We start from the raw sequence: 25147 nt of genomic DNA on the forward strand, positions 1-25147 counted from the left end.
GCGGGATTTTTTTATAAGCCAAGACTTATTATTTTACGAGCTTCGCCAATAACTCATCTTTGCTTAAGTTGGTTGATTCAGCATCACGGCGACCTTTGTATTCAAAAGTACCCGCATCTAAGCCTTTTTCACCAATCACAATACGGTGTGGAATACCGGTTAACTCCAGATCAGAGAATTTCACTCCTGGGCGTTCATTACGGTCATCCAGTAGTACATCATAACCGGCAGCACTTAATTCTGCATATAAGGCTTCTGCAGCTTCTAATGTGCGCGGTGACTTGTGTGCATTCATTGGTACAATTGCGACTTCAAATGGAGCAATGGCAGCTGGCCAGATAATCCCTTTCTCATCGTAATTCTGTTCAATTGCAGAAGCCACGACACGGGTCACACCAATACCATAACAGCCCATGGTTACTACAAATGGTTTGCCATCTTCGCCTAACACTTTACAGTTCAGTGCTTCAGAATATTTTTGGCCCAGCTGGAAAATATGGCCCACTTCAATTCCGCGTTTAATTTGAAGTACACCTTTACCATCTGGAGATGGATCGCCTTCCACCACATTACGCAGGTCATAAACTTCAGTAAACTGTGCATCACGCTCCCAGTTCACACCCGTAGCGTGTTGATCTGCGACGTTAGCACCTGCAACAAAGTCAGACAAGACAGAAGCAGCACGATCGACAATCACAGTCATGCCTTTTTCAACTAGACCTTGTGGACCCACAAAACCAGCGGTCAGACCCAGTGCAGCAATTTGCTCTTCAGTGGCGAAGGTTAATGGCGCTGCAATTAAAGGATGCTTTTCAGCTTTAATTTCATTCAGTTCATGGTCGCCGCGCAGGAACAGGGCAATCACCGGAACAGTGCCATTTTCATCGGCAATGCCTTGTACCAGTAAAGCTTTAACAGAATGCGCAGGATCAGTACCGAGGAAGCTTGATACATCCGCGATGGTCTTTTGATTTGGGGTGTCTACAACGGTTAAGGCTTGGCTTGGCGCTGCGCGCTCACCGACCAGAATCGCTTCCGCCATTTCAATATTGGCTGCGTAATCTGATTCAGTCGAGAAGGCGATATCATCTTCACCGCTGTCTGCCAGAACGTGGAATTCATGGGAACCTGAACCACCAATTGAGCCGGTATCGGCCTGTACCGGACGGAAATCCAGACCAAGACGGCTAAAGATACGGCAGTAAGTGTCATACATGACATCATACGTTTCTTGCAAAGAAGCCTGATCAACGTGGAAAGAATAGGCATCTTTCATGATGAATTCGCGTGAACGCATCACCCCGAAACGTGGACGGATTTCGTCACGGAATTTGGTCTGAATCTGGTAGAAGTTCATTGGCAGCTGTTTGTAACTTTTCAGTTCAGTGCGTGCCAGATCGGTAATCACTTCTTCATGGGTTGGGCCCAGCACAAATGGGTTGTTGTGACGGTCGGTAAAACGCAGTAATTCCGGACCATATTGCACATAACGGCCCGATTCTTCCCATAACGATGCAGGCTGGGTCACTGGCATAAAGGTTTCTAAAGCGCCGGCGCGGTTCATTTCTTCACGGACAATCGCTTCGACTTTATTTAATACGCGTACCCCCATCGGCAACCAGGTATACAGACCTGAAGCCAATTTACGGATCATCCCCGCACGTAACATGAGCTGATGTGAAATCACTTCAGCATCATTTGGGGTTTCTCTTAACGTAGCAAACAAAAAGCGACTCGCGCGCATGGAAACTGTCCTGATAATTAATCGTGAAAGCAGAGATTATACGATAAAAAAATGAGGTGAACATTCGGAATGTCACCTCATTGTGTTTTCTTCTGGCTCAAGACATCAGTTTGCGGCTTTGGCGCAGCATGAAATTCTTGAAATCATCCAGATAGGTGAAGATGACGGGCACCACCACCAGCGTGAGCAGGGTCGAGGTAATCACCCCGCCAATTACCGCATGGGCCATGGGCGCACTCTGTTCGCCGCCTTCACCCAGACCGAGTGCCAGCGGGACCATGCCCATTACCATGGCAGAGGTAGTCATTAGAATCGGGCGTAAACGGGTTTTACCGGCCTGAATAATCGCCTCATATCGCGGCTCACCTCTGTCCATGGCCTTTTTAATAAAGTCGATCAGCAGGATGGCGTTCTTGGTGACCAGTCCCATCAGCATGATAATCCCGATAATCGAGAACAGGTTCATGGTGGAGTTCAGCAGGAACAGCGCCAAAAACACCCCAATCAGCGACAGTGGCAACGAGGCCATAATCGCAGCTGGGTGAATAAAGCTGTTAAATTGCGAGCCCAGCACAATGTAAATAAACACAATCGACAGGGTGATGGCGGTCAGTGCATAACCCGCAGATTCAGCCATATCGGCATTGGAACCTTGGGTATCGAAGCTGTAACCCGGCGGTAATTCAAAGTTATTTTGAATGGCTTCAATGTCCCGGCCAATATCACCAGCTGGGCGACCTGCGGTATTGGCTTCAACCAGAACCTCACGAGCCAGATCACGACGGTTAATTTGTGAGGCACCAAGATTTTCTTCAAAGCTGGCCACACTGGCCAACGGCACCAGAATGGCTTGACCATTGGCATCGGTTTTTTGTGAGGTCAGCGACATTCGCTGGACATCACCCGGCAGGCTGCGGCGGTCTTCAGTCAGACGGACATTTACATCATAGGTTTCGCCGTTTTCATCTTGCCAGGTGGTGACGTCATCGCCGGCAATTAGCGGACGAATTACGTTGGCAATCTGGTTCACAGACAGGCCTAAATCACTGGCCAGTACCCGGTTGATCTGCACTTCCAGTGTTGGTTTCGGTTCTTTCAGGGAGCTTTCCAGGTCGACAATACCATCTACCTTGGCAATTTCCAGCATAAAGCGGTCGGAAATCTGTTGTAGCTGGTTTAAATCCGGCCCTTTAATCGAAATCATCACCGGTTTTTGCCCGCCCGATACGGTTTCATCTGCCGAGGCCACCGAGGTGACACGAATGCCAGCCACGGTTTGCAGGCGTTCACGGAATTCATTATTCAGCTCGGTCAGGGTTTGTTCACGTTCATTGCGCGGCGTAACCCGCACGCGTAAATTGACATGGTTTTTACCGCGGTCAGTCAGACTGTTAACCGAACCATAGGTAGAAATAACCTGTGGATGCTGGCGAATAATCTGATCGACCTGTTTCAGTTTGGCCTGTGAATATTCCAGCGAGGCATCCACCGGAGTTTCAAACTTAATCCGGATTTCACCTTTGTCCGGCACCGGTACAAATTCGGTACCAATCAGTTTGGATAAACCGAGTGCGCCAAATAACGAGGCCACCGCAATCAGTAAGGTAATCAGGCGGAAACGTAAAGCCAGTTTCAGCAGCTTTTCATAGACATGACTAAGATTGTCCAGTTTGGTGGAAATCCAGTTCAGAAAACGTTTCACCCGGCCTGGCTGTTTGTTGGGATTTTTACGCTCGGCCCAGTGTGCCGACAGCATTGGGTCCAGGGTAAAGCTAACAAACATGGAAATTAAAACTGCGGTACTGACCGTGACCCCAAACTGATAGAAGAAACGGCCAATAATCCCGCCCATAAAGGCCACCGGCAGGAATACCGCAACAATGGTCAGGGTGGTGGCCAGAACCGCCAGACCAATTTCTTTAGTACCATCCAGCGCTGCGCTAACATGGTCTTTGCCCATATCGGCATGACGGACAATATTTTCCCGCACCACAATCGCGTCATCAATCAGCAGACCAATACTTAAGGACAGGGCCAGCAAGGTCATCATGTTGATGGTAAAACCAAAGGCCCAGATAAAGGTCAATGTGCCGAGCAGGGCAATTGGCAGGGTCAGGCCGGTAATGGCGGTGGAGCGGAACGAGCCTAAAAACAGCAGGACGATCAGTACTGCCAGTGCCGCACCTTCAATAATGGTGCGGGCCACATCACGGATACTGCCGCGAATGCCTTTGGAACTGTCGACCACCACTTTGGCTGTGGTGCCCTCAGGCAATTGCTGCTGAAGGTCATCCAGCACTTTATAGGTATTATCGACCACCTCGATGACATTAGAATCTGAACTGCGCAGGATATCCACCGCAACCGCAGTTTTGCCATCCAAAAAGGCGCTGGACTCCAGTTCGGCCTGGCTGTCCTGAATGTCAGCGACCTGTTTCAGATAAATCGGTGCGCCATTTTTATTGGCAATAATCAGGTCCCCAAAGGCCAGCGGATGGATGACCTTGGAATTAATTTCAACCACCAGTTCGCTGTTGGCCTGTTTCAGGGTGCCGCCCGGCACTTCAACATTTTCTGCTTTTAGGGTGTTGATGACCTGATCTACACCAATCCCGAAACTTTGCAGTTTTTCCGGCTGTACTTCAATCCGGATCTGGCGCTGTGCATCACCGAGTAAGTTGACTGTTCCCACCCCCGGTACGGTGCGCAGTTGCGGCACAATGCGCTGGTCCAGATAAGCACTTAAATCACGCAGTGACATCTGCTCGGATTCAAACACAATCGACATAATCGCGTTAGCCGTCGGATCGTAACGCTCAACCACCGGGTCCTGGATTTCATCGCGGAATTCGGCGGTGACGCTGGCAATTTTATCGCGTACATCCTGCGCTGCTACGGCAGAAGATACATCCAAGTTGAACTCGGCAATAATGGTGGAAAGGCCCTCACTGGACTGGGAAATTACCTGTTTGAGACCGGAAATAGTATTGATCTGATCTTCCATTTTCTTGGTAATTTCAGATTCAACCGTTTCCGGCGAGGCGCCCGGATAGTTGGTATAGACCACCACAAACGGGAAATCGACATCCGGAAATTCTTCAACGCCCATACGCTGCCAGGAAGCCAGACCTAGCACCATCAGACACAGCATCATCATGACCGTAAAAACGGGATATTTGACACTAATTCGGGTAAACCACATAGTTTTCTATCCTGAGGCGTTTTCGGCGGTCTGGCTGATGCTGACCGGTTGCTGTTCATTCTGCGGACTAAACTTGACCCGACTCACTAAATCGCCGGCCTGCAATCCGCTTACAATGGCGGTATTGTCACTATAGCGCTGCTCGAGCACGTGAATATCAACCCGGACAATCTTGTTCTGGCGAATGGCCCAGACATAAGGTTTGTTTTGTATATCCTGAATGGTGTCTAAAGGAATCAGCTGACCGGAAATCGAGTTGGATGAAATAATATTGCCTTCAACAAAGGCGCCGATGCTGAGCGAGTTGATGGATTCATTGGGTGTGGCAAAAAACTCGATCTGACGGCTGGCCAGATCGGCAATCGGAGATACCCGGCTTAAGGTGGCGGTCAGTTGGGCCGGATTGCCCTGAATTTTATATTCAATCTTTTGGCCGACCTTGAGTGCAGACTGCTGGTCACTTGGCAGTTTGGCCTGAATTTCCAGCCGGTCCGGATTAACAATTTCAAACAGGGTCTGGCCGGCAGAAACCGTCTGGCCAGGTTCGACCTGACGCTGGGTAATCACCCCGCTAATCGGGCTGAGAATGGTGCCATCGCGATCGGCTTTTTCGGCAATATCGACGTTGGCCTGCTGGGCACGGACATTTTCCAGCTGGGCACGATAATCGACCTGACTTTGTTCATATTCAACTTTGGAAATAAAGCCCTGATTCAGCAGGCGACGTTTACGCTCCATCATCACCCGGGCCTGATTGGCTTGTGCCTGCGTGGAGGCAAGGTTGGCGCGTGCTTGTGCCAGACGTGCGGCATTATCCTGATTGTTTAAACGGACCAGCACCTGACCTTTGCTAACCCGCTGGCCCACTTGCGCATTGACTGTACTGGCGGTGGCAGTGACCTGTGCCTGAATGCTGCTGTGTTGTACGGCACGGATGGTGCCGGTAAAGGCAGTTTTGGACACCGAGTCACCGGTTTGTACGGCCACCACATCATCCTGAATCAGTTCAATGGTTTCTGGTTCGCTACGGGCCTGTTCCGGTTCTGAGTTCTGGCAGGCGGTCAGTAGTAGACACAGGCAAAGTGTACTGAAGCCGAGCAGGGGCGTGCGAAAACGGGTAGAAGTATGTGATATACGCGGTGCTGGTCGCATGCATATTTATCCTTATTTTTCTTGTCACATGACAATTCAATTAAAAACTTCACTTTATTCAAGTGCTTTTAAGCGAGTAATAATTCTGTCGTATTCTGCCTGTGTTTTTCGATAGCTCGTTTGTAACGATTGAATCTGCTGTCTTTTCTGATTTAAGTTGGTCAGGTTGTTGTTTAAATTGTTTTTCAGCTGTTCCGGGACCGGTTTGACTTTGCGCAGATATTCCATTTCCTGACGTTTAAACACAATCCGGTCATTCTGTAATTGTTTTAACTGTTCCTGCTGAAAGGCAATCTGCTTTTTAATATGTGCCAGCGCATTGTCACGTTGCTGGGTAGCAATATGACTGTTGGTATAGGCTTGTTTTAGTTTTAAATCCTGCTCGCGCTGACGGGCCTGCGCGGCACGTTGTGGCGCCTGACGGGCATCGGTTTCGCTATTATAGGGACGCGCGCGCTGAATCACCTGCATATTGCGGTCCAGCGCCTCATAGCCATAGCGGATATGGTTTGGCGTAACGTTACTGCTGATATTGGCCACGCCGTTTTTATCGTAGTAGCGATACCAGGCCGGCTTGTTATCGGTATTGGCAGACAGCTGTCCCATCTGTAAAGCCAGCAGCAAGCCCAGTAATGATTTACTGAACAATGATGTATGCGCCCTTTTTGTGAGAGCTTTTTGAAAAAAAGTACGCACAAGCTTCCCCGAGATAAAGTTGACTAATTTACTTATTTTTAAGTCTTTAAACTGTTATATTAGACCAGAATCAGAAATTTAAAAAATACAATAGACAAAAAAAAATCAATGGTCATGGAAAAGTGTGAAGCAGTTATACAAAGTTTCTATAAAGTGTAGGTTTGGGCAAAAACTGTTCATTGAAACCTAAAGTAAAGATATGTTAAAAATAACCATAATTATGTAAATAAAATTCTACTACACCGAATTGCTTGTACAAACAAAATGGGAAGGGTCATTAAATGGACGATAAACTCCAAAATCTAAAAGTCATGGTGATTGATGATTCAAAAACCATTCGTCGTACAGCTGAAACTTTATTACAGCGTGAAGGCTATGAAGTGGTCACTGCCGTCGACGGTTTTGAAGCATTGTCTAAAATTGCCGATGCAAATCCGGATATCGTTTTTGTTGACATCATGATGCCACGTCTAGATGGCTATCAAACCTGCGCATTAATTAAAAACTCGCAAAACTACCAGAATATTCCAGTCATCATGCTGTCCAGTAAAGATGGTCTGTTCGATCAGGCCAAAGGCCGCGTGGTGGGTTCAGATGAATATTTAACCAAACCTTTTAGTAAAGATGAGCTTTTAAACGCGATTCGTAATCACGTAAGCGCATAACTCGGGGAATATAAAGATGGCACGTATTTTAATTGTAGATGATTCTCCAACAGAAACATTCCGCTTCAAAGAAATTCTGACCAAGCATGGTTTTGAAGTGCTTGAAGCAGCCAATGGTGCAGACGGGGTGACCATGGCACAGGCCGAGCTTCCTGACTTGGTGCTGATGGATGTGGTGATGCCGGGTGTAAACGGTTTCCAGGCGACCCGTCAAATTGCCCGTGGGGATACCACCAAGCATATTCCAATTGTGATCGTGAGTACCAAAGACCAAGCCACTGACCGCGTTTGGGGGAAACGTCAGGGTGCCAGCGATTATCTGACCAAACCTGTAGATGAACAACAATTAATAGACGTTATTAATCAACACCTGAATGCAGGATAACTTATGGCCGCAAATGGATTTATCGAATTACTTCGGTTGTCTAAACGGGGAAATAAAAACTACGTTACAACTGAAAATGAAGTAAACCGATGGTCTGGCATTGCGTTTGAGATGATGGGGCAATATTTCGTTGCCCCGTTGGGGGAGGTCACTGAAGTTATCTATCCGCCAAAATATACGCCGGTACCTAACACCCAGAACTGGGTCATGGGACTGGCCAATATCCGGGGCCGATTACTCTCAGTTTCAGACTTGGCACATTATGTTTCTGGACATAGCAGTGCTTATTCACCGACTCAAAAAGTAATGTGTATTAGTCATCAAGACCATTATGTCGGTTTGGTTGTAGATCAAGTTTTGGGGATCCAACACTTTAATAAGAAAAGTTTCTTTTCTAAACACAATGATTTAGATAGTAATTTACAAGAATATTGTCAGGGGTATTTCCACCAGCATAACCAGCAATGGCATATTTTCTTATTTAGTCGTTTATTGCAAAACCCAAAATTTATGAACGCATCTATAAAATTTATAAATTAACTATCGCGTACGCATATATAAAGGCGAAAATCGGGGAGAAGCTGCATGGGCTTTAAACTTAAAAAGAAAAACTCAGGCGATGGAACCAACCGCAAAAGCGGTTCGGCATCGGTCGCAAAATTACAGACGCAAATTGACCAGTTTGCGCGTGTATTCGGTGATACCAATAAATCAAAGCCACTTATTTTCATTGCCGCAGTTGCGCTGTTGGTCTCGATTATCAGTCTTTTGTCTTTATTCTATAGCGTACCGCGTACCAACCAGTTAACCCAGAGTCTGGGTGAATTGCGTTTGTTATCGCAGACCATTTCACGTCAGGCCACTGAAGCCACTGCTTCAGGCACCAAAGAATCGATCCAGAAGCTGACCCAGTCACAACAAAGCTTTAAAGACAACCTGGAAACGGTAAAAGATATTGGCAGTAACTCGGCCGAGCTGCAAAAAGTCGAAGCCGACTGGGCCAAAGTTTCTCAGAATATTGATGCGATCAGCTCGCAACAGGCCATTATTAGCAAACTGTATGACACCAACATCGCGATCAGTGAAACCATTCCGGGGATTCAGGCTGAATATAACCTGATGGTTGACCAGATGGCACGTCAGGACATGCCAAGTAGCCAGGTGGTTATTGCCAAGAACCAGGTGTTCATTGCAGAACGTATCCTGCGTTCAATCAGCTCGGTATTAACCGGTTCAGAAAACTCGCGTGAATCTGCTGATGACTTCAGTGCCGATACCGAAACATTCGGTGCTTACTTAAATGCCCAGCTGAACGGTAGTGCAGAGCTCGGTGTACAGCGTATTGCGGACCCAGGCCTACGTGAAGCTTTAGAAGGCATCCAGTTTGAATATGATGACGTTTTAAAATCTGCATCGGCAACGGTATTAAATAACTCGGCGCAGATTGTACGTGTACGTCAGGCTGCATCGGACATTTTCAGTCAGTCAGATGAGCTGTTAAACCAGTTAAACAAATTATCTAGCGGTGCAGGCCCGGCAGTCATTATTCCGGCCGTACTGTTAATTGCCAGCTTATTGGTCTTTCTGGTACTGGTATTCAAATTACTGGCGTTACGTGGTCAATCCGATAAACAACGTGTAACCCGTCTGCAAGACGAATATGACCGTAACCAGAACGCGATTTTACGTTTACTGGATGAAATTGCCGACCTGGCAGATGGTGACTTACGTTCATACGCGACCGTATCGGAAGACTTTACCGGTGCGATTGCCGACTCGATTAACTTCGCAATTGACCAGTTACGTGACCTGGTATCGCGTATTCATGAAACTTCTCACGAAGTAGCGCGTTATACCGCCAATACCCAGGAAATTACCAACCAGTTGGCCGAAGCATCTGAACACCAAGCGCAGGAAATTGCCGGTGCATCTGCTGCGATTAACGAAATGGCGATGTCGATTGACCAGGTATCTGCCAACGCCGAAGAATCTGCAGCGGTTGCGGAACGTTCAGTACAAATTGCATCGAATGGTGCGGAAGTCGTAAACCGTTCAATTCAGGGTATGGATATCATTCGTGAGCAGATTCAGGAAACCTCGAAACGTATTAAACGTCTGGGTGAATCTTCGCAGGAAATTGGTAACATCGTTGCCCTGATTAACGATATTGCCGACCAGACTAACATTCTGGCTTTAAACGCAGCAATTCAGGCGTCGATGGCCGGTGAAGCAGGTCGTGGTTTCGCAGTCGTAGCCGACGAAGTACAGCGTCTTGCGGAACGTTCAGCATCTGCAACCAAGCAGATTGAAACGCTGGTTAAAACCATTCAGACCGATACCAACGAAGCGGTAATTTCGATGGAACAAACCACCTCTGAGGTTGTTCGTGGTGCGAACTTGACCAAGGATGCCGGTGTGGCACTGGATGAAATTCAGACGGTATCGAATAACCTGGCGAAACTGATTGCCAACATTTCTGACGCTGCGAAGCTGCAGTCGGCTTCGGCGGGTCATATTGCGACCACGATGAACGTCGTACAGGAAATTACGTCGCAAACCACGACGGCCACCTTTGATACGGCACGTTCGGTTTCTGAACTGGCCAGCATGGCAGAATCATTACGTGAATCTGTAACCGACTTTAAACTTCCGGACTAAGGAAGCCACAGAGAGCTTCTTTCGGGAAGCTCTCTGTTTTAAACAGATCAAGCCAAGCATCGATAAGATCAGCTTAACTTCAGGGTTAGGTTATACGTGATGGTTACAATTAAGTTTGAGTGCCGCTGGGCGCTGAAAACATAAGAAGCCTTAGCTATGAAAGAAATATTAAAAAATTTAGTTGAAACGACTGCGCTTCCTGAAGATAGTTATCTTGATCAAGATGCAGAAATTCTAGAAATTTTTGTTGAAGAAATTGAAGAAATCTTCGTTGAGCTAAAAGACCTGTTGGCTCAATGGGCCACGCAGCCTAACGATCAGGAAACGCTAACCACCATTCGCCGTCATTTTCATACCTTAAAAGGTTCGGGACGTATGGTTGGGGCCAAGTCGGCAGGGGAGCTGGCCTGGACGGTTGAAGATACCTTAAACCGGGTCATTTCCGGTAGTTTGACCCTGTCAGCGCAGGTGCAGCAGTTTGCAACCGCGGTGGCGAACGTCTTTGAATACAAACTTTATCCAAGCTTTAAACATGCCCAGCCGATGGCACTGGATCTGCGTCCATTGGTGCTGTTAGGACAACAATTACAACAAAATTTAAGTCCTGAACCGGCCTTAGAAGAACTTCTACAACTGGCGAGCAGCTTAACATCCAGCGACAGTATTACTGGTCTGGAGTTTGATACAGCAAGCACTGATGAGCAGGTTGCTGTAGATGCCGAGCTGGCTGTGGCTGATAGTGTTGAAGAAGATCCGCTAGCAGCTGAAACACTGGCCATCTTTATTGAAGAAGCAGAAGAACACCTGTTAACAGTGGATCGCTTCCTGGCACATGATGAGCTGAAAACCCAAGATTACAATGGCCTGATTCGTGCCCTGCATACCTTGCGCGGCAGTTCATCCATGGCACACATCGAGCAGATTTTTGATGCCAGCTCCAAGGTCGAAAACCTGTTCAAGACCCTGTTACAGGATGAAATTGAATCGACCTCCAAAGAAACCGCACTGTTATTGCAATATGCTGAATTTGTGCGGGATTATCTGCATCTGTTGCCGCAGAATGACAGTGCCGGCATGGACCGGATTTATCAGACTTTCAATACTGCATGGCAGAACTATGGCTTTAGCCTGGAAGATGTTGATGAATCAGTGAATCCGCAAGGTCTGGTATCCAAGCTGATTGAACTGAATATTGATCAGTTGCTCGATGCTGAGTTCGAATTTGACCAGCGCGCGCAGGCTGAATATCCGGAATATATCCAGACCCTGAGCCATCAGGCGAAGCTGCTGGTAGAGCGTACCGATAACCGCGCCTCTCAGGGTATTCATGATTTTACCCAGGAATTACAACTGGCCTATGCGGCCTTGCTGGATAAGCCAAGCTTGCTGCATAGCGATTATGCCTTTGAATTATTTGGACAGGCGCATCAGGAATTTATCCATCTGTTTGATACCCTGGCTGCCGGGCAACGTGTCAGCTTAAGCGAAGATGCTCAGCAGATCATCAATAACCTGAGTGCCTTTGTACAGCAGGATATTGAAGCGCTAAGCCCAGAAACTGATACCACAGAAGCTGTAACCGAAACGGCTGAAGCCGGTGCAGGGCTGAATCTGGCCGTATTGTCACAGCGTCTGGAAGCTGACCGTCAATACATGGACAGCGCTGAAGCCAACAAGGACTTTGATCCAGACCTGCTGGACATTTTCCTGGAAGAAGCCGAAGAGTTACTCGCGGGTATTGACCAGGATGTTAACAGCTGGAGCCAAGACTCGAGCAATACTGCTGCACTGAACAATCTGATGCGCCATCTGCACACCTTAAAAGGTGGTGCCAACATGATTGCAGCCAGCCATATCGGTCTGATTGCGCACCATTTAGAAACTATTTATGAGCGCATCATTAACCGTCAGATGAGCGCATCGACCGCATTGATTCAGATTATCCGTTTGGTTCAGGACAATATTGCGGACCGTATCCAGACCATCCGTGAACAGCAAGTCGATTATCCGGCGCAGGAATCACTGGCGATTCTGGAAAATATTAGCGAACTGGCCCAAGGTCAACTGGTTGAAGCTGAATCACTGGCAGTGGCAGCTGAAGCAACCTCTAGCGCAGATGTACAACAGTCTGATGCAGCTGCACTTGAGTTTGAGCTGGAACAGCCAACACCTGCAGAAACAGCCTATGCTGCGCCTGAAGATGAGCAGCAGCCAGATATTAGCAGCGAACCGGTACTGGAAGATGCGCCGACCCTGGCTGAGCAGAGCATCCCTACAGACGCGGTATCTACTACTGAAAATGACGGTGAAGACAATCTGCATTCGATTGTGGAAGAAACCTTCCTGGAAGAAGCCGAGGAACTGCTCGACACCACAGAAAGCCTGTTAAAGCAGTGGTTTGACCATCGTAGTGACCGAAGTATTTTGCTGCAGTTACAACGTGCTGCGCACAGCCTGAAAGGCGGCGCGCGTATGGCCGAAATCGAGCCGGTGGCCGTGATTGCTTATCAGCTGGAAAATACCTTTGAACAGTTTGCGGTGCATCAGTTTAATTCCAATGCCTATGATGCCTTGCTCAACACCACTGTGGTCTGGTTAAAAGAAGCCATCTTCCAGCGCGATTACAGCAATTTTGATAGCCTGAAAGCCAGCCTGGAGTCGATTGAATACGTCAATGCGACGGCGCAGCTGCCAGAACGCTTCAATACCGCCGATCTGCTGGCGCCAAGCAAAACCTTCGAATTTGTGCAGGGTGATGGTGCCGAGCCGCCATCCATGCAGGGCGAATGGAGCGAAACCGCACAGCTGGATAACAGCAATGAGATGATCCGTATTTCGGCTGATCTGGTTGAGAAGATGATTGACCTGTCGGGTGAAAACGCGATTAACCGCTCGCGAATCGAGATGGAGCTGGGTCAGCTGGGCGGTACCCTGAATGAAATGGAACTGGCGATTAAACGTCTGGCCGATCAGTTACGCCGAATGGAAGGCGAGCTGGAAAGCCAGATTATTGCCAAACATGGTGATGAACATTCACGCTATACCGACTTCGACCCGCTGGAGATGGACCAGTACTCCTCCTTGAACCAGCTGTCAAAATCGTTGGCGGAATCGGCGTCGGACTTGGTGGACTTTAAGACCACGCTGGCGGACAAGATTCGTGATGCCGAAGGTCTGTTACTGCAACAGTCGCGGATTCAGGCAGAAATTCAGGAAAGCCTGATGCGTACCCGTCTGGTACCGTTCTCGCGCATGTTGCCACGTTTACAGCGGATTGTGCGTCAGACTTCATCGACCTTAAACCGTCCTGCCGAGCTGGTGGTACACAATACCGAAGGCGAGCTGGACCGGACCATTCTGGAACGCCTGATTTCACCATTTGAACACATGTTGCGTAATGCGGTGGACCATGGCCTGGAAGATGCCGCTGTACGTAAACAGGCAGCGAAGCCGGAAGTGGGCCAGATTGAGCTGAACATTGGCCGTCAGGGCACTGATGTACTGATTAGCTTTACCGATGATGGTAAGGGGATTGATGAAACCAAAATTCACGCCAAAGCCCTGAGCCTTGGCCTGATTCAGCCAGAGCAGCAGCTGGACAAGAAAGAAATCCTGCAGCTGATTTTCCATCCGGGCTTTAGTACCGCACAAGCCGTGACCCAAATTTCGGGTCGTGGCGTCGGTCTGGACGTGGTGCAAAGCGAAATTAAAGCGCTGGGCGGCCATGTTGAGGTCGATTCTGAACTCGGTAAAGGCACTACTTTCAGTATTCGCGTACCGACCACAGTGGCGGTATCCGATGCCTTGATGGTAAAAGTTGGCGATCAGCAGTTCGCAATTCCATTGGCGCAAATTGACCGTATTGTACGAATTTCACCTTCTGCGCTGGAAAGTTACTTCAGCAGCAAAGATGACTACTTCAAGATTGATCAGCAAAACTATAAGTTGCGCTATCTGTCCGAGTTTGTTGCCAATCAGCCATTGCCGCGTTTAAGCAATATCGCACATTCATTGCCGGTGCTGCTGATTAAAGGCAATACTGGTCAGACCATTGCCTTACTGGTCGATCAGCTGATTGGTTCGCGTGGCCAGATTGTGATGAAACCGATTGGGCAGCAGTTCTCCAGCGTGGGCTCGATTGCCGGCGCGACCATTCTTGGTGATGGTCAGGTCTGTCTGATTCTGGATGGTCAGAATATTGCCCGTCAGATTCAGGCAACCCAGCGCATCAAGCATGTGATGGAGCCGCGTGAAGTACAGCGTCGTGATACCCGTCGTCTGGTGATGATTGTGGATGACTCGGTGACCGTACGTAAGGTCACGTCACGTCTGCTCGAACGTCAGGGCTTTGATGTGGTCACGGCCAAAGACGGTGTCGATGCGATTGAGCAGCTGGAAAATGTTAAACCGGATCTGATGCTGCTGGATATTGAAATGCCGCGTATGGACGGTTTTGAGGTGACCAACCTGGTACGCCACCATGACATCCATCGTGACTTGCCAATTATCATGATTACCTCGCGTACCGGTGAAAAACACCGCGAACGTGCCTTTAGCTTGGGGGTAACGCACTATATGGGTAAACCGTTCCAGGAAGCAGAATTGCTTGCCAATATTGAAAACATTTTGCATAGCAGTGAGGCTAAAGCATGAGTCAAAGCAACAGCACCAGCAAAATCGACCAGATTAGCCAGCAGGAACTGCAACATCTGATTACCGTTTCGACCGGTTTTATTGATGCCTATATTGTGGAATGTCATGATCAGGAAGATATGCTGATTCCACAGAATATTGTCCTGTCGGCGCTGGACAGTTCTACCGCGGTCGATCATGTCGAGTGGCATGATCTAAAACTGCCGGTATATCGTGTTACCCATCCAGAGCAAAATCAGGGCGTTGCCTTGGTGATTGAAGGCGATGAAATTGACCAGCGTTTTGCCCTGATGTGCAATGCCATGCCAAAAACCATCCGTCTGCGTATTTCGGAAGTGGTTGATGATGAGCGTGAAGGCCAGCATCCGGCGGTATTCCAGTATGTGCGTATGGGTGAGCGGGTATTCCATGTCCCGAATCTGGTGTATATTCAGGCCAGTCTGGGTTTGAATAGCTAATTTAACAGTCAGCAACAGCTACAAAAAAAAGGAACTCCGCGGAGTTCCTTTTTTATACAACAGCAAGAAATTAAGTCAGTAAACCTTCAAGAATCTGCTCATAAATTTCAGCCAGTGGTTCTAAATCATCAATATTCACGTGTTCATTGATCTGGTGAATGGTCGCGTTCAGCACACCGAGTTCCAGCACTTGTGCACCGGTTGGCGCGATAAAGCGGCCATCTGATGTTCCGCCCGAAGTAGACAGTTCAGTCTCAACACCAGTCACATTGCGAATCGCATTTTTGGCGGCATTGACCAGTTCACCGACTGGGGTCAGGAATGGTAAACCGGACAGTGTCCATTGAATGTCATAGTTCAGTTGATGACGGTCCAGAATTTCCAGTACCCGGGCTTTGAGCTGCTCAGCAGTCACTTCAGTCGAGTAACGGAAGTTAAAGGTCACGGTCATGGTGCCCGGTACCACGTTGGTTGCACCGGTACCGGCCTGAATATTCGACACCTGGAAAGAGGTGGCCGGGAAGTATTCGTTGCCATTGTCCCAAACAGTTTCGCACAGTTCAGCCAGCGCTTTAGAGGCAGTATGAATCGGGTTAATTGCCAGATGTGGATAAGCCACATGGCCCTGTTTGCCTTTCACGGTTAATACCGCATTTAATGAACCGCGACGGCCATTTTTGACAATATCACCCAGACGATGGGTACTTGATGGTTCACCGACCAGACACCAGTCCATTTTTTCATTGCGTGCTTCTAAGGTTTCAACCACTTTCACGGTACCGTTAATGGATGGGCCTTCTTCATCTGAGGTAATTAAGAACGCAATTGAGCCTTTATGATCTGGATGTTTGGCCACAAAGCGTTCTGAAGCCACCACCATGGCTGCCAATGCCGTTTTCATATCGGCACTACCGCGGCCATAGAGCTTGCCATCACGAATTTCTGGAGCAAACGGGTCAGAATGCCAGGCATCTAAACTACCGGTAGGGACCACATCGGTATGACCGGCAAAACAGAACACCGGGCCTTCTGTGCCTTTACGCGCCCAAAGATTATCGACATCTTCAAAACGCATTGATTCAATATTAAAGCCAATCTTTTTTAAGCGTTCCGCCATGATGTCTTGGCAGTTATGATCAACAGGTGTTACGGAAGGTTGACGTAATAACTGTAAGCTGAGCTCGAGCGTATCTGAGTGGTTCATGGCTTTGGAATCATGCAAAAAATTTGCCCCTATAATAGGGGAATCATGCCGAGAAGGGGAGTTTTTAATATAAAAAAACCTTATCAGGAGATAAGGTTTTTGCCGGGAATTTGCATTGAAATTTGATTATTGACGGATTTCGTCCTGAGTTTTTTCAGCCGTATTACTTACCGCATTACCTGCTGACGAGACATCTTCACCTAGACCTTTTACTGTATTACAACCAGTCAGAACAAACATCATTAGTAATGAAGTCGCTAGAATTTTTTTCATCATCATCTCCGTATCATTAAGCATAAATTATTCTGATGTGAAAATTAGAGTAAGAAATATACAGCCAAAAAAATATAGTGCTTTGATTGTGGTTGAGTAATTAAATGTTGTTCAAAGATAGGCTTTTAGTCCAATAGTGCTGATAACACGCATCCATCAGCACCGGGTTGCGATACATATAAAATGCAGACTGGTCCTGATTCAGATATAAGCCATTGCTCCAGAATGCGTTGGCTGAACTGCTTGGGTAGGCATGTGGGCAAATCCATTCGTGCCGTTGCAGCCGGTAAAAATCCTGATGATTGTGTGGCAAATGCTGGCCCCAGGTGCCAATTCTGCGCTCGGGATTGACCCAGTCGGGAAGAGCCTGTGCAGTAACATGTTCAGGCAGATACAGCTGGCCTTTTAATACGGCAAAGCGCTGCTGAATGGTATGACCTTGGGCCTGCTGAAACTGAAACTGCTTTTGGGTAAAGTGGGTTAACTTGCGCAATAAGGTGTCGCTGCGGTTCAGCCCATACCAGTAGGGTAGGCTCAAATCACGTTCGGCCAGATAATATTTGAGTGCTACTTCCCAATGTTCAACTTGCTGGTGGTTATGGTTTAGCAGCAGAAAATCGAGTTCGCCCGTGGTGCGTGGTCCATCAATTATCTGAATACTATGCCCGAGCAATTCATAAGGATGATAGTCACGCTCGGTCAGCCAGAACCAGAGCAGCATTTCAAACCGCAGCCCTAGCCGGGTACTTTTGAGCTGGCTTAAAAAATCTTCCAGTGCAGCCGGATGCTGGTCTAAATGCTTCAGCCGGCTTTGATAATGATCAAAGTGCTGCAACCAGCAATCTGTAGGATGAAAATCAAAGCCATAACGCTGCTCCAGTGCTGGTGGCAGCTGCTGTAAAATGTTGGGACTGGCCACGCTAAAGGCCAGTTGCCGCACCAGCGGATTGCGGAAATTTAACCAGGGTTCAGCAGAAATATCAGTAAAGGTGTTAGGCGACATCAGTAAATTCATGGTTAAACAGCAGAATTACAACGAAGAAAAGTTTAAAAACGCTTTATACTAGCGCAATTCGACGGGTAGGGTTGCGGTATGAGAGTATTGTTTTGGCGAAGTTTGGTGGTGATTTTTGTCATCCTCGGCTTCATTGGTGCAGTGTTGCCCGGTATGCCAACAACAGTCTTTCTGATTTTAGCGGCCTGGGCTGCATCCAAAGGCTGGCCGCAAATGGATGCCTGGTTGTTGAACCATCCCAAATATGGCCAGACCTTAAGAGACTGGCGTGCCAATGGCACCGTACCGCGTAAAGCCAAATGGTTTGCCACCATCATGATGCTGATCAGTGCCTGCATCATGTTATTTACCACGGCTCCGCTGGCAGTCAAAATTTTTACCAACCTGACCATGTTTGTGGTGGCAATCTGGTTATGGCTACGCCCTGAACCTGTTGTTGTCACTCCACCAAAGGTAAAGCAAGAATGATCTACCCTCTACATGCTGCGGATATTCTGGTTGATTTATCTGAGCAGACCTTATATCTACCAAAACACAATAAACTGTATGTGGTGTCTACCGGTGAAAAGGGCATTGGTGAAGCAGAAAATAGTGGCAAAACCCCACGTGGCTGGCATCAGGTGGCCCTCAAGTTTGGTGCAGATGAGCCGGAAAATACCGTGTTTATTGCCCGTCAGCCAACGGGTGAAATTTATGATGATGAGCTGGCCGAACAGTTTCCTGAACGTGACTGGATTTTGTCCCGTATTTTATGGCTATCAGGGCTGGAGGATGGTTTTAACCAGGGCGCTGGCTGTGACACCTTTAAACGTTATATTTATTTGCATGGCACGCCAGATACTGAACCGATGGGTATTCCCAAATCACATGGCTGTATCCGGATGCGCAATCGCGACATTATCGAGCTGTTCGAGCTGATTCCAGAACAGGCATTGGTGTATCTGTCTGAAGAGCGGCTGGATTTTAGTCCCTTGGCCATTGAACCCCAGCCATAAGACTTAAGCCTGAATTTTACTGGCATTTTTCACAGGGAAAAAATAAAAATGTGCAGGCGAGCAGGGGGGTAATTGCAAGAAATTTCTTCTATTCCCTAGTGGGCTAAAAATAAAATTTTTTGAATAAAGTCAAATAACATACAGAATTTGTTTGTTTTTCTAGCGAATCACTTATTTTTTAATCACTCAGTCATAAAAAAGTGAAAACTGGCAGAAAAGCGTTTGACAGGCGGTAAAGATTCTCTATAATGCACCTCACAAACGATGAAGACGTTAAGGGCGCTTAGCTCAGTTGGTAGAGCGTCTGCCTTACAAGCAGAATGTCGGCGGTTCGATCCCGTCAGCGCCCACCAAGCCTTTACGTTAAAGATTCTTACGTGCAGCGGTAGTTCAGTTGGTTAGAATACCGGCCTGTCACGCCGGGGGTCGCGGGTTCGAGCCCCGTCCGCTGCGCCACTTAAGCTTCTTTAATATTCGTTTGAACCACAATAGTGACTTTGTGTAAGTGCAGCGGTAGTTCAGTTGGTTAGAATACCGGCCTGTCACGCCGGGGGTCGCGGGTTCGAGCCCCGTCCGCTGCGCCATTTACATAAAACGCTTTTGAGGGCGCTTAGCTCAGTTGGTAGAGCGTCTGCCTTACAAGCAGAATGTCGGCGGTTCGATCCCGTCAGCGCCCACCATGATTCTTTTGCGATGCAGCGGTAGTTCAGTTGGTTAGAATACCGGCCTGTCACGCCGGGGGTCGCGGGTTCGAGCCCCGTCCGCTGCGCCATCTCAAAGAATAGCCCTATAAGTTTCCTGAGCTTATAGTGGAATCAAGATTGACAATCTTAATCAGGGCGCTTAGCTCAGTTGGTAGAGCGTCTGCCTTACAAGCAGAATGTCGGCGGTTCGATCCCGTCAGCGCCCACCATATTCAAGCTGTAAAGCTTAAAAGACCTTAATTGCTTACGCAATTACCGTTGCAGCGGTAGTTCAGTTGGTTAGAATACCGGCCTGTCACGCCGGGGGTCGCGGGTTCGAGCCCCGTCCGCTGCGCCATTTTTCATGCCCTGATGTGAAAAATGTGATCAATTACCAAGACTACACACTTCGTTGGTCTTGCGTCGTAAAAAATAATATATTATTTTTTACTCTTCAGGGCGCTTAGCTCAGTTGGTAGAGCGTCTGCCTTACAAGCAGAATGTCGGCGGTTCGATCCCGTCAGCGCCCACCATATCTTTCTTGCCTAAATCTTAAATATTCCATAGAATCCCAGCATTATAAAACAATAAAATGGACTGGATGATCTATGCGCAATCCATATCAACGCAAGGCCGCGTCTAAATCTCAAACTTCAAGCTATAACGTTCAAGATATTTACAAACAGTTTATTGAAATCATGGTCAGCCAGGGACAAGTGTTTGCGCTGTATCATGATGGCTGGGCCTTATGTGCCACACCCACCGGACAGCGTGCTTTTGCGGTCTGGCAAAATAAAAGTCTGGCCAAACTGCTGGTCAAAGACAACTGGGAAAATTACGATATTCAGGAAGTCAGCTTTAAAGATTTTATTGAAAAAGTCCTGCCATTTTTAAGACAGGAAAGCACACTGGTGTCAATGAATCTTAGTCCCGAAGGGCAGAATGTACTGGTGGCACCGGAAAAGCTGCTGCTGGATATTAAAAACTATCTTTACCAGATTTATCTGCAAAAACCTGAAGTCTATAAAAACCTGCAACTGCCTTCGCCACGTTCCATTCGCCTTAATTAATCTTTATTGGGTATTAATATTCATTGAGCAGCCAGCCGCTTATATAAGCAAAATATTCGCGTAACCAGGAGTTATAGCGAATATAGAGCGGCGTGGGTGCGCTATAGGATAAGGGCTGCTGATAGCCCTGTTTGCGGGCAATGGCCAGCGCACGCGGTAAATGAAAATCACTGGTGACCACGGCAATCGGATCACTGAGCTGAATGTCGTGCTGTGCCAGCAAGGCCTTGGAATTGTGGAAATTCAGAGCGGTACTGGTGCTGCGTGCTTCCAACAGAATTCGTGTTTTCGGAAGATGATGTTGCTCTGTTAAATAGTGCGCCATCACTTCGGCTTCGGTCCACTGATTCCCAAAAGCGGCGCCACCACTGACGATAATGGGAATCTGCGGCAGCTGCTTGGCCAACACTGCCCCGGCATCCAGGCGTTTGGCCAAGGTTGGCGTTGGCTGGTTGTGCTGGATTCCCCCGCCTAAAATCAGAATCGCCTGCGTATTCGGATTGGGCTGGCTATGCAGGCTTTGCCAGTGTAAGTAGCCAAAGAACAGTACCACACTGAGTAGCCAGACCCAGAAAGTACCCCATACTAAACGCCAGCCTTGTTGATAGATCGGGCGCTGTCGAATCCAGCGCTGTAGCGGAACATAACACAAGGCATAAATGAACAGTGCTGCACCGAGCAGCATCGGCAGCAGGGTACCAAAGTGAAAGCTGTTCAGGCTGAGCAACCACAGACCATTGGCCAGCAGTAGAACTGCAGCCATCAGGCTCAGAAGACGTTTCAGTGGGGCGTGGCTGTGACTCTGCATGGCGGAATAATCATAAATAGCGTGATGTATCTGCAGATTATAAAAGATCAAGATGAAAAAACCGGACATCAAGTCCGGTTTTTTCAATTTTAGTTTTCAGCAAGTTAGCAAAACTTAGTAGACATCACGGCGGTAACGGCCTTCACTGCGTAACTGATCCACCATAGCTTCACCAAGCAGTTCAATCAGGGTCTGGTCAACATCGCTGGCCATGCCATCAATACTGCCGCAGACATAAATCACGGCACCTTGCTCAATCCAGCGTTGCAGTTCTTCGGCCTGTTCACGCAATTTATGGTGTACATAAACTTTCTGTTCCTGATCACGCGAGAAGGCCACGTCCAGACGCTGCAACATGCCGGTGCTTTGCCATGCAGACACAATATTTTCATAGAAAAAGTCATGTGCGCGCTGACGTTCACCGAAAATCAGCCAGTTCTGGGTATAGTCATGACGGATGCGCGCCTGTAACAGACTCATCAGTCCGGCAATACCAGTCCCGTTACCAATACAGATGATTGGACGGTTGTCATCAATCAGGTGGAACGACTCATTGGTGCGAATGCGCAGGGCAATACTGCTCTGTAGCGGCGCATGTTGGGTGAGCCAGCCCGAACCAAGACCCAGTTGACCTTGGGCATCGGATTGCTGACGGACCACCAGACGCAGAATCTGCTGCGATGGAATGCTGGCAATTGAGTATTCACGTGCAGGCAGAGTCGGTAACTGTTCCAGTAACTGTTCCAGATTGGCAAACGGCTCGACTTCAATGGTCAGGTCTTTGTCCCAGAGCGCCTGTTCAATCGGTTCACCGGTCGAATCTAGCAGGGTACCCGGCTGAATCTGATGCTGTTGTATAAAGGCTGCCAGACGCTCAGGACTGTTCCCTGGCTGGATTTCGGCAATATCACCGGCTTCCCAGTGTGCTTCGTGTTGCGGCGCCAGCTCGATATTATAGGCTGGTGCACCCAGACTGTTCGGATTGAGCAGATCACGCTGTTTCAGAATCCAGCTGTCAAAGGTCTTGTGAATGTCCATGCCTTGCAATTCAAGCTGGGTGGCTTGAGCTAGTGCTGTATTCCAGCGTTGGATATCTTCATTGCTGGCATTGTCCACTTCAATGGTGGCAAACAGAGGCTGCGCCTGATTGCGTTGTAACCACTGATCAATTTTATGACCAAAGCTGCAGTAGCTGTCCGGATATTCCTTGGAGCCCAGCGCCAGTACCGCATAACGCAGATGCTGTAAATTGGCCGAGCTGCTCAGGATTTTCTTGTCAAAGCTGGAGGCTAAATCAGGTGCTTCACCGGTACCATAGGTACTGGCTACAAACAGCACCTGTTCTACCGATTGCAGATCTTCCAGACTCAATTGCTGTACCGGTTTCACGGTCACTGGTTGACGCGCTTCCTGCAAACTGGTCGCAGTACGCCAGGCCAGCTGTTCCGCCACGCCGGTTTGGGTGGCATAGGCAATCAGCCACGGTTTGGCATTTGGATCAACCGTGACGGCGCTTGCGCTATTCCGTGCTGCCTGGGTCAGTTTCTTCTGCTTGCGACGTTTCAGATACAGCATCCAGCCGGTGACAAAGAACAGCGGCATCAGCAGGGAAGCGACCATGGCAAAGAACTGGTACACCGGACCAAAGAAGCTGCCACGGTGAACCGGTAACATGCTGCTCATGATTTTTTCATTGAGCTTTTTATCTTCATACAGGCTGATGTCGGTGAGGCTGGCCGTCTGATAGTTATAGGTTGCACTATTGCGGGCACGTTCATGCTGCGGTACTGCATCGACAAAGTTCAGGCTGACTTCACCATTGGCCTGTTTGGGCAGGTTCAGGGTCATGGTTGAGTAGTCGCGTCCCAGTTGTGCCTGTACGCCAGTCCAGGTCTGGTTTAATACATCCTGCATTTGCAGCGAATCCAGTCCTTCCGCACGCTCACCACGACCTTCACGCGCAGCACCTTCGCCACGTTCACGGCCTTGCGGCGCATCACGCTGACCTTGCGGCGCGGCATTGGCCTGCATTTGCGGTTGTGGACGCTCTACGCCCAGCACCTTGAACATGCCATTACGCCACCAGTCATAGGACCAGTACAGACCGGTACAGGCTAGAATCAGGTAGAAAATCACCACCCAGGTGCCGACAACGGCGTGTAAATCCCAGATAAAGTTACGGCCTTTAAGTTTCGGCTTCACAAAGAACCACTGTTTTACCGAATGCTTTTTCGGCCAGCGTAGATACAGACCACTCAAGACAAAGAAAATCAGCATCAAGGCACAGGCGCCGGTAATCTGCTTGCCGACCGGGCCAACGGTCAGGTTACGGTGTAACTGCTGGATAAACTGGAAAAATTCACGGCCTTTAATCTCGGGTAACACTTCTGCGCTGTAGGGGTTAATCAGCACATTCTGGCCGCGACGTGCGCCTTCTTTGGCAATATTGACACTCGAAGATGCTGCCGGATCGGAGGCGATAGTAATGCTATTAATTTTGGTTTCAGGTTGAGTCAGCTGAAAATGCTGATAGATTTCCGCCGGGGTGAGCTTGGCCCGGTTTTCGACCTGCACGGTATAACTGTCCGGATTCATCCATTTTAGAATTTGTTGTTCATAGGAATAAATCGCACCGGTAACACCCATCAGTGCGAGAATCAGGCCTGCACTAATTCCAAGGAACCAGTGCAGCTGGAAAAATATTTTTTTAAGCATAGCAATACAGCAGCAGTGTGAAGAGAACAATGGGCGAAATTATAACTGAAGAATAGCGAGATGGAATAGAGTTTGAATATAATATTTATTATCATTATCATTTAGGTTGGTGCAAACCGGATAAAAAAACCTCCAGCAGGGTGGAGGTTTTTTTGAACGTACAGGCTTAAAGCTGTTTTGGCTCACCTACAGATTCAAGCAGGTGCTTACGAATGGTTTTAAAGGAAAAGTTTTTAGAATCCAGACGTTTCGGCAAGATATAAGCGCCTTGCTGACCTTTGACGGTAAAGTTCACCAGAATGAAATCCGGGGTAGAATACCATTCATAAATGTCTTTCCAGCTAATCGCGCCCATGCCTTCTTGTAGACCCATTTGCTGACGCATGATGATGCCGTGCGGTTGCACGCCTAGACGGATGCCTTTAATTTCCTGTACCGGAAATTCGTTCATTTTACGTTTGGCATACCATTCCAGACCGAATTTACGGATCAGGAAGTACAGCACCACACAGACCAGAGCCACCCAGCAGAAAATGGTGGAATAGTTCTTGATCAGGATAATCCCCAGAATAGACAGGGCCGTAATAATGCCCATGATCGCCCAGGCTTTGGTGCCAATTTTGTTGGTGCTACGCCAAATTAAAAGCTGGGCATGACGCTGCTCGGCTTCGCTAATGTCGTAGTTCACAGGCTGTAAAGTATAAGCGTATAAATTTTTCGCGGTCATAGTGGAACTAACAAATTTCAAACTCAGAAAAGTTTAGCATTAAT

At 48.1% G+C, this 25147-nt stretch carries 19 protein-coding genes and 8 tRNA genes; 17 read left to right on the forward strand and 10 right to left on the reverse strand.

Annotated features, from left to right (window positions below):
- Positions 1-28 precede the first annotated feature (28 nt).
- The 4 genes from FTU50_RS00265 to FTU50_RS00280 form a co-directional block, all read right to left on the reverse strand.
- Positions 29-1744 carry a proline--tRNA ligase gene (locus FTU50_RS00265; protein ID WP_180062622.1) on the reverse strand — a complete coding sequence of 572 codons (1716 nt, stop codon included), beginning with the start codon at positions 1742-1744 and terminating at the stop codon, positions 29-31.
- 97 nt (positions 1745-1841) lie between these two features.
- Positions 1842-4946: an efflux RND transporter permease subunit gene (locus FTU50_RS00270; protein WP_180062623.1), complete on the reverse strand. Its 3105-nt coding sequence runs from the start codon at positions 4944-4946 to the stop codon at positions 1842-1844.
- Positions 4947-4952: 6 nt separating this feature from the next.
- Positions 4953-6098, reverse strand: coding sequence for an efflux RND transporter periplasmic adaptor subunit (locus FTU50_RS00275; RefSeq protein WP_180062624.1), 1146 nt, complete (start codon positions 6096-6098; stop codon positions 4953-4955).
- A 54-nt stretch (positions 6099-6152) separates the two neighbouring features.
- Positions 6153-6704 (reverse strand): hypothetical protein, encoded by a 552-nt coding sequence (locus FTU50_RS00280; RefSeq protein ID WP_225876431.1) that lies wholly within the window; start codon positions 6702-6704, stop codon positions 6153-6155.
- 371 nt (positions 6705-7075) lie between these two features.
- On the opposite strand from FTU50_RS00280, the gene pilG reads away from it, so the two are divergent.
- The 6 genes from pilG to FTU50_RS00310 all read left to right on the forward strand — a co-directional run bounded on the left by pilG (position 7076) and on the right by FTU50_RS00310 (position 15613).
- Positions 7076-7459: a twitching motility response regulator PilG gene (gene pilG / locus FTU50_RS00285; RefSeq protein ID WP_005179541.1), complete on the forward strand. Its 384-nt coding sequence runs from the start codon at positions 7076-7078 to the stop codon at positions 7457-7459.
- 16 nt (positions 7460-7475) lie between these two features.
- Entirely contained in the window at positions 7476-7844 is a 369-nt protein-coding gene (locus FTU50_RS00290) for a PleD family two-component system response regulator (protein WP_005179539.1), read from the forward strand.
- A 3-nt stretch (positions 7845-7847) separates the two neighbouring features.
- Positions 7848-8384: a chemotaxis protein CheW gene (locus FTU50_RS00295; protein WP_005179538.1), complete on the forward strand. Its 537-nt coding sequence runs from the start codon at positions 7848-7850 to the stop codon at positions 8382-8384.
- A 45-nt stretch (positions 8385-8429) separates the two neighbouring features.
- Positions 8430-10502: a methyl-accepting chemotaxis protein gene (locus tag FTU50_RS00300; protein ID WP_075167116.1), complete on the forward strand. Its 2073-nt coding sequence runs from the start codon at positions 8430-8432 to the stop codon at positions 10500-10502.
- Positions 10503-10658: 156 nt separating this feature from the next.
- Positions 10659-15155: an Hpt domain-containing protein gene (locus tag FTU50_RS00305; RefSeq protein WP_180046363.1), complete on the forward strand. Its 4497-nt coding sequence runs from the start codon at positions 10659-10661 to the stop codon at positions 15153-15155.
- Positions 15152-15613 (forward strand): hypothetical protein, encoded by a 462-nt coding sequence (locus FTU50_RS00310; RefSeq protein ID WP_180046361.1) that lies wholly within the window; start codon positions 15152-15154, stop codon positions 15611-15613. The genes FTU50_RS00305 and FTU50_RS00310 overlap by 4 nt, the downstream gene beginning before the upstream one ends.
- A 70-nt stretch (positions 15614-15683) precedes the next feature.
- Here the strand turns inward: FTU50_RS00310 and dapE are convergent, their stop codons facing one another.
- The 3 genes from dapE to FTU50_RS00325 all read right to left on the reverse strand — a co-directional run bounded on the left by dapE (position 15684) and on the right by FTU50_RS00325 (position 18093).
- Positions 15684-16817 (reverse strand): succinyl-diaminopimelate desuccinylase, encoded by a 1134-nt coding sequence (gene dapE / locus FTU50_RS00315; protein WP_005179534.1) that lies wholly within the window; start codon positions 16815-16817, stop codon positions 15684-15686.
- Positions 16818-16943: 126 nt separating this feature from the next.
- Complete coding sequence (locus FTU50_RS00320; RefSeq protein ID WP_005179532.1) at positions 16944-17090, reverse strand: entericidin A/B family lipoprotein; 147 nt, start codon at positions 17088-17090, stop codon at positions 16944-16946.
- Between the two features lie 100 nt (positions 17091-17190).
- A complete protein-coding gene (locus FTU50_RS00325) occupies positions 17191-18093 on the reverse strand; it encodes a DUF1853 family protein (protein ID WP_180046397.1) in 903 nt (300 codons plus the stop codon).
- Positions 18094-18183: 90 nt separating this feature from the next.
- Between FTU50_RS00325 and FTU50_RS00330 the strand changes: the two genes are divergently transcribed.
- From FTU50_RS00330 to FTU50_RS00380, 11 genes are all read left to right on the forward strand, one after another.
- The gene (locus FTU50_RS00330; RefSeq protein WP_075167111.1) at positions 18184-18573 is read left to right on the forward strand and encodes a YbaN family protein; all 390 of its coding nucleotides are present in this window, start codon (positions 18184-18186) and stop codon (positions 18571-18573) included.
- Positions 18570-19100 carry a cell wall-recycling L,D-carboxypeptidase ElsL gene (elsL, locus tag FTU50_RS00335; RefSeq protein ID WP_180062625.1) on the forward strand — a complete coding sequence of 177 codons (531 nt, stop codon included), beginning with the start codon at positions 18570-18572 and terminating at the stop codon, positions 19098-19100. Before FTU50_RS00330 ends, elsL begins: the two co-directional genes overlap by 4 nt.
- 277 nt (positions 19101-19377) lie before the next feature.
- Positions 19378-19453: transfer RNA gene (locus tag FTU50_RS00340), tRNA-Val, on the forward strand.
- 26 nt (positions 19454-19479) lie between these two features.
- A tRNA-Asp gene (locus FTU50_RS00345) sits at positions 19480-19556 on the forward strand.
- A 51-nt stretch (positions 19557-19607) separates the two neighbouring features.
- Positions 19608-19684: transfer RNA gene (locus tag FTU50_RS00350), tRNA-Asp, on the forward strand.
- Positions 19685-19704: 20 nt separating this feature from the next.
- A tRNA-Val gene (locus FTU50_RS00355) sits at positions 19705-19780 on the forward strand.
- Positions 19781-19795: 15 nt separating this feature from the next.
- Positions 19796-19872: transfer RNA gene (locus FTU50_RS00360), tRNA-Asp, on the forward strand.
- A 65-nt stretch (positions 19873-19937) separates the two neighbouring features.
- Positions 19938-20013 (forward strand) — tRNA-Val (locus FTU50_RS00365).
- A gap of 51 nt (positions 20014-20064) precedes the next feature.
- Positions 20065-20141: transfer RNA gene (locus FTU50_RS00370), tRNA-Asp, on the forward strand.
- 99 nt (positions 20142-20240) lie between these two features.
- A tRNA-Val gene (locus FTU50_RS00375) sits at positions 20241-20316 on the forward strand.
- A gap of 75 nt (positions 20317-20391) precedes the next feature.
- Positions 20392-20853: a DUF2750 domain-containing protein gene (locus FTU50_RS00380; RefSeq protein WP_005179520.1), complete on the forward strand. Its 462-nt coding sequence runs from the start codon at positions 20392-20394 to the stop codon at positions 20851-20853.
- A gap of 13 nt (positions 20854-20866) precedes the next feature.
- Here FTU50_RS00380 and FTU50_RS00385 read toward each other — a convergent pair whose 3' ends face one another.
- The 3 genes from FTU50_RS00385 to FTU50_RS00395 all read right to left on the reverse strand — a co-directional run bounded on the left by FTU50_RS00385 (position 20867) and on the right by FTU50_RS00395 (position 25103).
- The gene (locus FTU50_RS00385) at positions 20867-21661 is read right to left on the reverse strand and encodes a YdcF family protein (RefSeq protein ID WP_180046359.1); all 795 of its coding nucleotides are present in this window, start codon (positions 21659-21661) and stop codon (positions 20867-20869) included.
- Between the two features lie 114 nt (positions 21662-21775).
- Positions 21776-24376, reverse strand: coding sequence for a sulfite reductase flavoprotein subunit alpha (locus tag FTU50_RS00390; protein WP_180046357.1), 2601 nt, complete (start codon positions 24374-24376; stop codon positions 21776-21778).
- A gap of 166 nt (positions 24377-24542) precedes the next feature.
- A complete protein-coding gene (locus tag FTU50_RS00395; protein WP_005179510.1) occupies positions 24543-25103 on the reverse strand; it encodes a YcxB family protein in 561 nt (186 codons plus the stop codon).
- Positions 25104-25147: the final 44 nt, after the last annotated feature.

It is taken from the genome of Acinetobacter sp. YH12112 (genome assembly GCF_013418945.1).
GTDB classification, from domain to species: domain Bacteria; phylum Pseudomonadota; class Gammaproteobacteria; order Pseudomonadales; family Moraxellaceae; genus Acinetobacter; species Acinetobacter indicus.